9 protein-coding genes are annotated in these 13,535 nt (G+C 41.8%); 5 read left to right on the top strand and 4 right to left on the bottom strand.

Annotated elements, in window-relative coordinates:
* The first annotated feature begins 92 nt into the window (after positions 1-92).
* From H6F74_RS05880 to cheB, 5 genes are all read left to right on the top strand, one after another.
* Complete coding sequence (locus H6F74_RS05880; protein WP_190437674.1) at positions 93-1,694, top strand: protein-glutamate O-methyltransferase CheR; 1,602 nt, start codon at positions 93-95, stop codon at positions 1,692-1,694.
* Positions 1,695-1,699: 5 nt separating this feature from the next.
* On the top strand, positions 1,700-2,758 hold the full coding sequence (locus H6F74_RS05885) for a chemotaxis protein CheW (RefSeq protein WP_190437677.1): 1,059 nt from the start codon (positions 1,700-1,702) through the stop codon (positions 2,756-2,758).
* A gap of 154 nt (positions 2,759-2,912) precedes the next feature.
* The gene (locus H6F74_RS05890) at positions 2,913-4,493 is read left to right on the top strand and encodes a methyl-accepting chemotaxis protein (protein ID WP_190437680.1); all 1,581 of its coding nucleotides are present in this window, start codon (positions 2,913-2,915) and stop codon (positions 4,491-4,493) included.
* Positions 4,494-4,713: 220 nt separating this feature from the next.
* A complete protein-coding gene (locus H6F74_RS05895) occupies positions 4,714-7,161 on the top strand; it encodes a hybrid sensor histidine kinase/response regulator (RefSeq protein ID WP_190437682.1) in 2,448 nt (815 codons plus the stop codon).
* Positions 7,162-7,207: 46 nt separating this feature from the next.
* Positions 7,208-8,317: a chemotaxis-specific protein-glutamate methyltransferase CheB gene (gene cheB / locus H6F74_RS05900; protein ID WP_190437684.1), complete on the top strand. Its 1,110-nt coding sequence runs from the start codon at positions 7,208-7,210 to the stop codon at positions 8,315-8,317.
* A 14-nt stretch (positions 8,318-8,331) separates the two neighbouring features.
* Here cheB and H6F74_RS05905 read toward each other — a convergent pair whose 3' ends face one another.
* The 4 genes from H6F74_RS05905 to H6F74_RS05920 all read right to left on the bottom strand — a co-directional run bounded on the left by H6F74_RS05905 (position 8,332) and on the right by H6F74_RS05920 (position 13,481).
* Positions 8,332-9,540, bottom strand: a complete 1,209-nt coding sequence (locus H6F74_RS05905; protein ID WP_190437685.1) for a glycosyltransferase — start codon at positions 9,538-9,540, stop codon at positions 8,332-8,334.
* A gap of 287 nt (positions 9,541-9,827) precedes the next feature.
* A complete protein-coding gene (locus H6F74_RS05910) occupies positions 9,828-11,081 on the bottom strand; it encodes a glycosyltransferase family 4 protein (protein WP_190437687.1) in 1,254 nt (417 codons plus the stop codon).
* Complete coding sequence (locus tag H6F74_RS05915) at positions 11,041-12,447, bottom strand: hypothetical protein (RefSeq protein ID WP_190437689.1); 1,407 nt, start codon at positions 12,445-12,447, stop codon at positions 11,041-11,043. Before H6F74_RS05915 ends, H6F74_RS05910 begins: the two co-directional genes overlap by 41 nt.
* Complete coding sequence (locus H6F74_RS05920) at positions 12,444-13,481, bottom strand: glycosyltransferase family 4 protein (protein ID WP_190437691.1); 1,038 nt, start codon at positions 13,479-13,481, stop codon at positions 12,444-12,446. The genes H6F74_RS05915 and H6F74_RS05920 overlap by 4 nt, the downstream gene beginning before the upstream one ends.
* Between the last annotated feature and the right edge of the window lie 54 nt (positions 13,482-13,535).

Below are 13,535 nucleotides of genomic sequence, written 5' to 3' on the forward strand. Positions count from 1 at the left end.
ATTGCCCACTCTTAAGCGATCGCATGGGCATGAGCTGACAAACGATGCCAATCCGCGTTATTATATACAACTTCAAATAAAAGGAGATCGAGGTGTCATTTACTGGAGAATTTAATCAGGCTTTACTAGAGCGTTTTATTCAACTTATTGCCACTCATACAGGCTTGCACATTCGCCCAGAAGAAAGAGAAGCTTTAACCCAAAAAATTCGCTTACGGATGAAGTTATTCAATATATCCGTACCAGAAATATATTATTTACTATTAAAAGATTCCTCCCCCCAGAGTGATGATGAATGGCAAGAATTGGCAATTTCGTTGACCATTTGCGAAAGTTACTTTTTTCGAGATAAAGGACAGTTTTCTCTGCTGCGACATAAAATATTACCGGAATTAATAGCCGCTCAAAAGTACACAAAAACTCTGCGGATTTGGAGTGCAGGTTGCTCAACTGGCGAAGAACCATATTCTCTGGCTATTCTTCTCAATGAGTTAATTCCAGATTGTGACAGATGGAACATCTTTATTTTAGGAACAGATATTAATCAAAATGCGATTGAGCAAGCCCGGCAAGGAGTTTATAGTTCTTGGTCATTTCGTTTACTAGAGTCTCAACTAAAAGACCGCTATTTTTTCCTGAAAGGGGACAAATGGCACCTTAATAAAGATATACGCGAACGAGTAATATTTAGAAATATAAATTTGGTAAAAGAGCAATTTGATAATTCAGCTTATGGTATTAAAACAATCGATTTAATTATTTGCCGTAATGTTTTTGTTTATTTTGAAAAGCCAGCAATTTCCTTGGTTTTAAATAAATTTAACAACACGCTTAAGCTTGGTGGATATCTCCTGACGGCTCATAGTGAACTTCAGGGACAAGATATAGGTTTATTGGAGGCAAAATTGTTTCCAGAATCAGTTATCTATCAACGGCGTGAAAACTTGGAATTAGGGGCAGGACTTTGGGGAACCAAACCAAGCATATATCCGGAAACTGGAGAACAAATACTTTGTTCCTCCGCTTCCGCAAATAATTTGGGAATGAACTTTGAACAATCCATAGGTAACACTTCTCAGTTGATGAAACCAGAAATATTATTGCAGGAAGCAGCGGAAAAAATTAATAATACAGCCAAAGATTTGAGCAATTTATCTGTTTCTAAACTAAACGAAGAAAAAAATAATGATGCAGCGGTTACTACACTTCTGTTAGAAGCAGAAGCTCTTTTTAAAAATAAATTTTATGCTTTAGCTATTGAGAAAGCAGAAGAAGCGATAACTTTGGAATCTAAGCAATTTTATCCCTACCATCTCCAAGCAGAAATCTATGCGAATTTAGGTAAATATGATAAAGCAATTGACTATTGCCAGATGGCTCTTAAAGTAAATCCTCTAGCAGAAGAGCCACTATACCTGCTAGCTCATATTGCAGATGAAAGAGGAGATATTAATGCAGCGAAATCTTTTTTAAAGAAAATTATTTATTTAGTTCCTTACTGTATCTACGCTTATTTAGAATTAGGCTATATTTATGATAAAGAAGGAGAGGCAATCAAAGCTACAAAAATGCGAACAGTTGCTTTAGAAATATTACAAAAATTACCTTTCAAAGCTACCTTAGAAAAACTAGATAACCTGACAGTTGAGGAACTTATAGCAAAAATTAATAAAATGTTACCAAGGCAGCTATAAATTATATGGAATCCAAACAATATATTATCTTCAGGTTGAATGCTGCCCTTTATGGAGTAGAAGCACTTTCAGTACAAGAAATATTTTTTCTTCCTGAGTTAACGCCAATAGTGGAAGCACCGCCTGCTATAGTCGGTGCGCTGAATCTTCGAGGCGAAATTTTGCCAATCATGGATCTCCAGCTTCGGTTTGGTTATGAGTTGGAAGAATACCGCCTCACCGATAGCATCATCGTACTGCAATGCCAGAGATTTCGGTTTGGCATCATCGTCAATCAAGTTCTGGAAGTACAGACTATCTCCATAAATAAAATTACAGCAGAACTATCTTATGGGCAAGAAGGCACCAATTCCTCTTATTTTGTTGCTGGTTTCGCCACAGTAGGGACAGATATTGTAAGATTGCTAAATCCTGAAAACCTAATTCAATTCTTCGATAGAGTTGAAGCTGTAACCTTAGAAGAAACGGTAGAAGGTAAAAGTAAAGAACTATATACTTCTCGTAATTCTTTTAAAGAAAATCGGGTCTTTTGCCCGAATGCCACCCCTGAAGAAAGAGCAATATTTCAGGAACGGGTAGCAAATTTGATGCGGCAAGCTGAAATTCAAAATGTTATCGGAAGTCGCCCGATTGCAGTTATTGGTTTAAATAATGAATATTTTGGACTAGACTTAGCTGTGGTGCGGGAGTTTACTGATATTCGTCACTTACAGCCGATTCCCTGCTGCCCAGCTCATATTCTAGGTAATATGAACTTGCGTGGTGAAATATTAACATTAATTGATATTCGTATGGTCTTGAATTTAGAAATTGCTAATGTAGTTACTGCATCTAAAGCAATGGTTGTTTACATCGACGATTTAGTGGTTGGTGTCATGATTGATGCTGTATTTGACGTAATATACCTAAACCCGTCCCAGATGATGCCAGTACCTGCTGCCGCCCATTCTATGAATGATGAATATCTCCAGGGAACAGCTCTTTACCGGGAAACAATGATGTGTATTTTAGATTTAACTAAAATCTTATTACAAGGCGGACTGATGGTTGATGAACAAGCGTAATTATTTATTTACAGATGACATTTACTAGCTGCTTGCTTAAGGAGAAATAATCCAATGGCTTTACTAAAACTAAAGTAGACATCCAGAATATAAGTTAACTTGTCCTAATTTTAAAATTCACCGTGTAGTTCAGGATTAAGCAGGGTAAAAAAAAATGTTTAAAAACTTGAGTTTACAGTCTAGATTGGTCGGCTCATTTCTATTAATGGGTTTGATTGTATTAGTAGTTGGGATAGCGGGTTGGCTCGGAAACTCCAGCTTAAGCGGGCATATTAATACTCTTAATAAGAATACACTGCCAAGTGTTGTTGGATTGTGGAAAATTAACGAAGGGCAAACTCAAGTCCAGTCATCAGAGCGAGCCTTGCTCAATACACTTCTGAGCCAACAAAATCGGCAAGTTGAATTAACCAGAATTAAGCATGCTTGGGAGCAGATTGAGGAGGGATTTAAACAATACGAGTCAGCTCCAGCGACCGAGGAGGAAAAAAAAATATATAAACAATTCCTTATAGACTGGGGCAGGTGGAAGCAAGACCAAGAAAAATTTTTGCGGCTTTATCAAAAATTTGAGGATATAGGTATCCCTAATCCTAGAGGAGTGCAGCTTGAACTTCTCAACCAAAGTAAGGGAAATGTTCCTCAATTTACAGCAGCAAAAGTCGCCACAACTCTACTAAATGACGTGAGCAGACTATTAGCAAATGAAGAGAGAACATCTTTTGACAAAGCAACAGAATCGATTATTGCAGTTATAAATTACAGCGAACAATTTGGGGCAGCAGCCAAAAAAGCAGCTGACACAGATGTAGCTCAAACCACATTTTGGATCATCCTGGGTATGATTCTCGGCCCCCTCACTGCGATTATCTTTGGCATTTTCTTCAGCATCACGATTGCCAAGCCGCTTAGTTCCAAAATAAGCGGAATCGTCAACACTATTGTCTCTTCTTCATCAGAAATCGCTGCCACGGCAGAGCAACAGGAACGCACGGCTGCTCAACAGGCGGCGGCAGTTAGCCAAACAACTACCACAATGGATGAACTCGGTGCTTCCTCAAGGGCTACAGCAGAGCAAGCCGAGTCAGCAGCAACGGGAGCAAGGCAGGCTATGGCTCTCACAGAGTCGGGGAGCCAAGCGGTAAACAGAACCCTCGAAGAGATGGCAATGCTAAAAGAGAGAGTGGGAGCGATCGCTTCTCAAATTTTGCGTCTTTCGGATCAAACAAATCAGATTGGCAATATCTCTAGTTTGGTGAGTGATGTAGCCAACCAAACTAATATGCTGGCACTAAATGCAGCAGTAGAAGCAGTGCGGGCGGGCGATCATGGCAAAGGATTTGCTGTTGTTGCGGCAGAAATTCGCAAACTAGCAGATCAAAGTAAGACATCAGCTCAAAAGATTAGCACTCTGGTTGCCGATATCCAAAATTCCATTAATTTAACCGTAATGGTTACAGATGAAGGAACGAAAACTGTGCAGGAAGGGGCTAAAACTGCACAAGGCACAGCAGACGCTTTCGCCGGGGTTGCGGATTCTATCCACAATATCGCTGTGAACAGTCAACAAATCTCATTGAGTGCCAAACAACAAGCGATCGCTATTCAACAAGTCGTCCAAGCGATGAATGCTCTCAATGTGGCAGCAACAGAAACTGCTAGTGGCATCAGTCAAACCAAGGTAGGCATCCAAAGACTAAACGAAGCTGCCTTGAATCTGAAAGTAGTTGTGTAAAGAATACAAAAATTAAAATTGATTGGCAGAAGGCAATTTTTATAGTTCGCCAAATTGTCCAACCAATTAATCAGGTAGCTATACAATTGTCAGCTCTTTACGATACTCAACAACTGAACAAAACCGCCTTGAATCTTAAAGCAGTAGTATAGCTAAAAGGTAATAGATTTTAGCTATAAAAAAAACGTAATCACCAATAAAGTAAAACTAAAAGTTAGTCATGATCGTAGAAGACGAAGAACTACGCAATCTTTTTAAAACGGCAAGTGAAGAACATTTACAGAAACTAAATGACGGTTTACTGCATTTAGAAAAGTACCCGGAAGACCAAGCCAGATTAGAAGAATTACTAAGAGAAGCTCACAGCCTCAAAGGGGATTCTCGAATGCTGGGCGTGCGCGATGTAGAAACCCTTACCCATCAACTAGAACATATTTTGGGATGTGTTAAACGCGGTGAGACACAGCTGACAGCGCAAACGTGCGATCGCTTGTATCAAGGCATAGATGCTATGTGCAAACTGGTACATGAAGCCGTCACAGGCGAACCAGCAGGCATCAATACCTTTGGCGTCCTTGCCCACATGATGGGAGCTGATTCTATCGATCCAGCCAAGCAAAACAATCACAACGATCGAGTCCATGAAGAAGTTGAAGCACATACCGTCACAATAGCCACAACTTCCGCAGCGCCCCCACCACAAATAGATTTAGAGATATCGCCTGTACCATCTTTAGAGACACTACTAGCACCTTCCTCACCACCCGCACCAGTAGCGGCACCATTAGAAGCGGAGCCTCCCCGCCCCACTCCTGCCGACATTAGAGCCGAAAAGACCTTCTCCAACGGTAGAACCCCCACCGTACCACCCCCAGCAGCAAACGAACCCTACCGCATCGAAACAATTCGCGTCGAAACGCGCAATCTCGATGCCTTGCTCACCCAAGCAGGCGAATTAACCGTCACCAAAATCCGCATTGCTCATCGACTGGCGGAAATTGAGGAAATTGTTGCCCTGTGGGAAGAGTGGAGCCGCCCAACACTCCTGAGAACTTCAGCGCTGAATGTCCAGAAGGAAAAGCTAAAACCTGAGAGGCAATTAAATCCCTCTACCACTCAGCACTCAGATGTAGGGGCGCACAACGGTGCGTCCTTAGATAAAGCCTTCGGGGAACGCATGGGAGTTCTAGTCAACCAGTTAAGAAATGCCATCTACGAAGACACTACCAGACTGGATACCATTGCTAGTGACTTAGAAGAGGGAATACGTACCCTACGCCTTTTGCCCCTATCAACTATTTTTCAGATGCTTCCTCGGATGGTACGGGATCTAGCTAAACAGCAAAATAAAGAAATTGAAATAGCGATCGCCGGCGACCAAACCAAAGCCGACAAGCGCATCCTAGAAGAAATGAAAGATCCATTGATCCACATGATTCGCAATTGCGTAGATCATGGTATCGAAACACCAGCAGAGCGAGAAGCTGTAGGCAAGCCACCTACCGCCACAATTCGCGTCAGAGGCTACCAAACCGCCACGAATATTGTGATAGAAGTCGCGGACGATGGGCGAGGCTTAGATACTGCAAAGATTAAGCAGACAGCACTTAAGCGCGGAATCTGTCGGGAAGAAGAACTCGCCGCCATGACAACAACTCAAATTCACTCCTTGATTTTTGCCCCCGGCTTCTCCACCCGCACCTTTGTCACCGAAGTTTCTGGCAGAGGCGTAGGGCTGGATGTAGTTCGCACCAACGTCGAACGCTTGAAAGGAACTATACAAGTAGAATCTACCCCCGAAAGGGGATGCACGCTCCGAGTACAGCTGGGTATAAACCTAGCAACTGTGTCAGTGTTGATTGTGGAAGTGGGCGGCAGAGTTTATGCCCTGCCAGTGGAGTTTGTGCAACAAACGCGGTTGGTGTCTTCTGATGAAATTTTTTCTATTCAAGGCAGAGAAACTATTATTCAGGACAATCACCCTGTATCAGTAGCGCAACTGGTAGATCTGCTGGAATTGTCAGTAGTCAATGGCAAAACGATTGACAAGGGACAACTGCTGTGCGTTATTTTGCAGGTGGGAGAGGAGAGACTGGGATTATTGGTAGATGCCTGTGTAGATCAACAGGATGTCGTACTCAAACCTCAGAGTAAATTACTCAAGCGGGTTCGCAATGTTGCTGGCGCAACTATTCTCGGAACTGGGGAAGTTTGCATGGTTTTAAATCCCTTAGATTTGATTAAATCTGTGCAAAAACGAACCGCAGCGATGACCCTGAAAAGAGTATTTGCCCAGGAGGAAAAAAGAAGCTCGATTTTATTAGCGGAAGATTCTATCGCCATTCGCACTCAAGAAAAGCGCATTTTGGAGAATGCAGGTTATGAAGTGGTAACAGCTGTTGATGGATTGGATGCCTACAACAAACTGAGAACTCGTTCCTTTGATGCGGTGATATCCGATGTGCAAATGCCAAATTTGGATGGTCTGGGGTTTACTGCCAAGATTCGTCAGCATCAGGAATATAACGAATTGCCAATAATTCTGGTGACATCTTTGGCATCAGATGAAGATAAACGTAGGGGTGCCGAAGCTGGTGCCAATGCTTATATCACCAAGGGTACTTTTAATCAGGAAGTGCTTTTAGAAACCTTGAGAAGGTTTATTTAGCTTATGGCTAATAGTAAGCGCAATTCTTCAACTAGCATTTGACAAAATGGCAATAAAAGTTTTATTAGTAGACGATTCTCCTATTGCTATGACACTGCTGAAACGAATTCTGGCATTCTCTCCTGAAATTCAGGTGGTGGGAACAGCCGGAAGTGGTAAAGAGGCATTGGCACTGATTCCCAGTTGTTTGCCAGATGTGATTTGCACAGACCTCCATATGCCACAGATGGATGGTCTGGAATTTATATCTGAAGTTATGGCAACGTATCCAAAACCAATTCTTGTGATTAGCACTTCAGTACAAAAAGAGGATAAACACAATGTTTTTCGGTTGCTGGAAGCAGGCGCGGTGGATATTTTCCCTAAGCCGCGTGGTGGAAATGGTTCGGATTATGAGTTGGTAAAACAGGAGTTAATCGGTAAGATAAAAATCCTTTCTGGGGTTACAGTTTTTACTCATTATCGAAAGAAACCTACAATTGATACTATTGTTAATAATCGGGAGGCTGAGTCTTCCAACATTCGTTACAAAGCTGAGCCTGGTAACAAGAAATATTCGATTTTAAACGGCCAATCCAAAATCCGAAATCCAAAAGATAAAATCGTCACAATTGGTGCGTCTACAGGTGGCCCGCAAGCTTTGTACGCAATTCTCACTCAGCTGCCGATGAATTTCCCGGTGCCAGTGATTTGTATTCAGCACATCAGCGAAGGTTTTTTGCAAGGAATGGTAGATTGGTTGGCGGCTGAGTGTCAAATGCCTATCAAAATTGCTCGTGCTGGGGAGGTTCCAAAACCGGGAACTATTTATTTTCCCTTGGAGCGATCGCATTTGGAGTTTGATGCACAAGGCAGATTTTTGTATTCTTCCTCACCACCTCTGGGAGGGCATCGCCCTTCTGTAACGGTTACTTTTAAATCCGTGGCGAGTGTCTATGGTCAGGCTGCTGTGGGGATATTGTTGACGGGGATGGGTAGAGATGGTGCGGAGGGAATGCAGGCGATCGCGTCGGCTGGGGGTGTCACCATTGCTCAGGATGAGGCGAGTTGTGTGGTGTTCGGAATGCCAAAAGAAGCGATCGCGCTTGGTGCAGTTCAGCATATTTTACCGATCACTGAGATAGCGTCGATGCTCGCAAGAGTTATTAGTCCTTAGTCATTTCCAACTTTCTAATCGCTAATAGCTAATCGCTCATTAGTAGGGATTGGTTGTTCTTTGAGAATGGCGCTATAGGCAGAAGCAAGATTTTGCGCGACGCAAGGCCAAGAGTATCGGCGACTTACTAAGCGCCTACCATTCTCACCCAATTGCGATCGCTGCTGTGGGGAGTTGAGGAGGGAAGCGATCGCACCTGCTAAAGGCTCGACTTCTCCTTTAATAACCAGTCCAGCTTTTTCTGCGGCAATTTCTGGCGAAATTTGCACATCTGGAGTCACAATTACTGGTAATCCCGCCGCCATTGCTTCTGCTACAGCAACTCCAAAATTTTCCGAAAACGATGGTAAGACAAACATATCTGAACCTTGCAGCAGCAAATCTTTATCTTCACCAGTCACAAAGCCTGTCATAGATGTGCGAGAAGCTAAGCCAAGGGATGACACTAAATTTGTTAAGTGTGTAATATAATTTGGCTCTCCTGAACCCGCTAATATTAAGTGAAAATCATCCTTTTGGGCGGCAAGTCTGCTTAGCGCGTACACCAGCAAATCTGGGCGCTTTTTATAATGAAGGCGAGACAGAAATAGCACCACTGGTGTAGTTGATGGTATGCCGTAAATTTGGCGTAGTTTTTGTTTAGCTTGAGCGGAAATAGTAGGTTTATCCACTCCTAAAGGTAGGGTAATTGTGGGAGTTTTAATTCCAAATTTACGGACATCCTCTGCTTCGCCAGCACAAGTACAATGGATTGCAGCTGCACAATTCAAATTGTGTCGCTCAATTAAAAAGGTGTAGATTTGTTTTTTCAGCTGACTTTGTGCCAATGCCCAAGGAGCAATCTGGCCTATAGTACGGACTATGTAGGGAACGCCTTGCCATCTAGCGATCGCGCCAGCACAAGTAGAAGCATAGGAAAAAAGATAGTGAGTTTCTATGATGTCATAGTCGCGGATGTGTAACATGAGCCAGCGAGTGAGAGCCGCAGAAAAAATAAATTCTTTCATCGGTGGCGAAAACCGAGGCAAGAACCAAACAGGAACTTGCTCGTATACAATCCGTTGATTTAAAGGTACATCTAACAGTGTTGAACCATTATCATTTGTGGTAGCAATTTCCGCGTCAATACCGCAGTCTCGTAAAGCTTTTACCAAATTTAAAACAACGTGACTTGGCCCTCCCAAAGCTGGACTCACGGAGGGAATAACGTGTAAAACTTTCACAATTACCTCTATCAGAATTGCTACCTACTGATACAGGCTTTTGTTATGCCATCAGGACGAATGGTTTCCGGAGGTGTTTATAAACTATGAGGCGAATATAACAATCCAAATTTAATTATAAAATTTGGACTCATTGGGTGTACAGGAATATGTATGTGTTGGGAAAATTCATCAATTGCCCTAAGTTATACCATTTCACTTTATGCCTGCAACAGCAAAAAAAATAACCCCAAAATACAACTATTCTTAACTTAAAATTATTAAGTATTATAGCGATATATCACAATTTAGTTTTTCAAAAGCTTTTGTACTCGACTTGCCAATTTTTGCCGATATAAATCCCAAGTTAATTGCTCAGCTTTCCGACGAGCTGCTCGTCCCATCTCTGCTAATTCTTGCGGGTGGCAGTAGCACCACTCTAGTTTTTCCTTAATAGCTTCTACATCCCGGATTGGCACAATAAACCCTTCCACGCCATCAGTGATGATATCGTAACCAGCCGTATTAGGTGTTGTAATAACGGGAATTCCACAAGCCATTGCCTCTAAAAGCACTAAACCAAATCCTTCAACTAAAGAAGGAAAAACCAGAACATTTGCCGAACTATAGTATTGATTCAATAAAGTGTGAGGTACAGAGGAGACGTAGCGAAAGGTATCAGTATATTGAGCTAACCAGCCAGTCGGAAACTCATTAACTCCTACTAATAATAATTCCGCTTCTCTAAGTCGCATTTTTTGCCAAGCTTGTAATAAGTAATGCACACCTTTACGCGGCCCTACCCGTCCCACAAATAAAGCTCGAAAAAGTTTATCGCTTTTGGGTTGTGGATGAAAATAGTCAATGGGCGAACCGTAGGGAATGACGCTGATTTTTTCCGGTTTCACGCCAATATCTAACAAAGATTTTTTGGTGATAGAAGATGCTACAAAAATATGGTCTGATAACTCGACTTCCTGCTGTTTGCGTTCGATTTTCCAAGCAGGTTCTTTAACTGCTTGTAATGCTGGTGCTAAATCGGGAAATCGTTCAGATTCTTCTGCTTGAATATCGCGACTCATGCGATAAAAAATAATTGGTAAATCGTATAAACAGAGAATGCCTTGCTGCTTGGCTGTTTCAAAGGTCACAGCGGCTCCATCTTCATAGGCATAAACTGCATGAATATTCCTAAGATGATGTTTAGCAACGTGACAATCTAATGAAGAATAGACCCAATTAATAGGCCCCTGATTTCCTAAACCTAATCGATGGCTTAAACCCGTTTTTACTAGCGCCAACCGCATCGCTTCTTGCCAGGGATGGGTTCGCATGGGTACATCAGTGGGGGTAATCCATGTGCGTCGCCCTAATTCATGAGCAACACGATTTCTAATTTGTTTGGGTAGTAGACTTAAGTAGCGTGATATAGAACCTTTTGGGTTATAGGCAATGGTGGTGATTACTTCGTGGAGTAAGTCGGCTTCCCATAAAGCGATCGCAGCATTGCGAGAAAATGGACTACTGGTAGGGTGAATTAGGGAAATACGTGGATGAGACATCTTCTTGCAATAGTTGTTGTTCTCGATGCCAATTTTCTATTTGCTCTAATCGAGGTAAGAGAAAAATAAAACTACTGAGAAACCAGTAGTAAATTGAGAAAGTATGGTTAAAAACCAGTTGACCATTAATTTGAATTACTTGAATGATAAAAGCTGCAAGTGCTAAGTGGCGCAAAAATGCTCGTTTCAATTTCCAAAATACCAGCCAAAGAGCGATAATGATACTAACTCTTAATCCATACCAAAGAAAAAAACCAACAGGCCCTAATTCCAATATTACTCTGCCCATTTCCGATTCATAATAAGTGGGAATAACTTCACGGGATGGCAAACCTAATGCTTTCTTTAGGGCTGGGGCTGCTTGGTGTGTTGCACCAGTACCATATCCGTCAAGTTCTTTGTATTTAACAAACTCAAAAGGTTGTGTAAAACTGCCCACAATGCGGCCGGATACATCTTGGTTAGAAGTTGTACGCAGCCAAAAAGCATTGATTGCTGGACGAAACCAGATAGAAGCAACAATAGCAACAACAACAGCCAATGGTAACAACTGTCTAAGGAAGCGCACCGTACTTATAGGACGGGTAAATGCGAGTAAGAATAAATAACCAAACAAAAATAAAACTTCGCCAATTATAAGACCGCGAGCGCCAGTCATAAATGAGTTAACGGTTAGCAAAAAGATTTCTATAACAGATGCTAACTTCCACCATTTGTACTGGGATGATGCCAGTAAGGGTATTAGTAAACTGAAGCATACTAGCAGGTAGACGGAGTAGCCACTTATGTAGGAGAAAGTTCCTGTAACCCTGACAGAAGATGTCACCCCAAATGTGGCTGCTGATGTCACTTCGCCGGGAGCATAAACATTAAGAGGACTGGAAGCAGGAGCGAAGAATTGGGCAATACCTAAGAGGCAAACTGGGATTAAGAATAAAAGATGCGATCGCAAAAACTTATATAGCTCTTCTTCTGATTGAAATAAGGTAGGAATTATCCACATTAAAGGAAGATAAAATAAATAGCCTCTCATTCCAAAAATCCCCACCATAGGCGACCCTAAACTAGGATTAAAAGCCTGAAACAAGCACCAGGCGGCAACTAAAAATATTATGATAGTGATCGGGTCATTTTTAATCGGCAATCTTCTCACAGAAGCTGAGGAACCATAGTAGGAAAGATAAGCGCCTAAAAGAACAAAGTCTTTTAAAAAATAAATCAAGTCGCTAGCTTGGGGCAAAAGCCATTTTCGCACTGCACCCTCAATAATTAAGAGCGTAAATAGAGCTTTAAGAGTGCGCCGCCAGTTGAGAGATGAAATATAAATTATGACTAAAATACCTAGCAGACCAATTAGCAGTTTCACTCTTTTGCTGCCTCAATAACCTGTAAATATGCCTTGGCAACTTCGGTTTTTTTGTGACGTAACAAATGTGATTCGGCGTTTCTCCTGCAAGTCGATAATTTATCAGGATTAGTCAACAAGTCGAATAGGGCTTTCGTCAGTGCTTTAACATCTCCATTAGGAAAAGTCACTCCACAAGAACCGATGGCATCTTTTAGTCCACCTCCCTCTGAACCAACGATTGCACAACCACAGGCAATACCTTCTAGTGCAACTACGCCGAAAGGCTCATCCCACAGTGAAGGAATTACCATAATTTGATGTTCATTTAGTATCTGTACTAATTCTTCTCCGATTTTTGAACCTAGAAAAATGACTTGTTCTGTCAGTGCTAAATCGTTAGTTTTTTGTCGCAGCTTCGACTCCTCCACCCCAGAACCAATGATGGATAGCTGAGGCATCATTCCCTGATGTTTCAATTCGGCCAATGCTTCAAGCAGAATTTCTACACCTTTGTCTGAAACTAGCCGTCCCAGAAATACAAGTTCTTTGGTTTTGGCAATTTCAGGAATTATGCGGAACAAATTATCGCGGTAAGGATTGGCGATAATTATGGAGGGATGCTGCAAATGTTCAGCTATAGATTTGCTAATTGAGATTGATGTAGAAAATTTTACTAATGATTCTTTTAAATTAGCCTTCCAACCAGAAAAGTTACCGGTAATCTCATGTGGTAATTTAATCCAGGTTTGGTGCCTAATTATCCAGGGCTTTCGGCATATCAAAAGGGGCCAAGCATCTTTCAAGATAATACCGTTGTGGAAATATACATCGCACCATTTTACGAGTTGGAAAAGCTTGGTATGACTTGGTTGCCGAATCACATCAAATGGAAACTCCAAACCATCAGCATCAATATGACTACCTGGAGTTTGAGTAACAACTTTAATTGCGTGTCCAAACCGGGTAAATTCATGTGCCAAGACTTCTATGTCTGTTTCACTGCCCCCAATGCTCGGATAAAATAGGCGAGATGACATGAGAATTTTTACCATAATGCTTGTCACTTTGCCGAAATATTGGGTGATTAATATAACTGATGCGTAGGC

The organism is Trichocoleus sp. FACHB-90, from assembly GCF_014695505.1.
GTDB lineage: Bacteria > Cyanobacteriota > Cyanobacteriia > Cyanobacteriales > FACHB-T130 > Funiculus > Funiculus sociatus.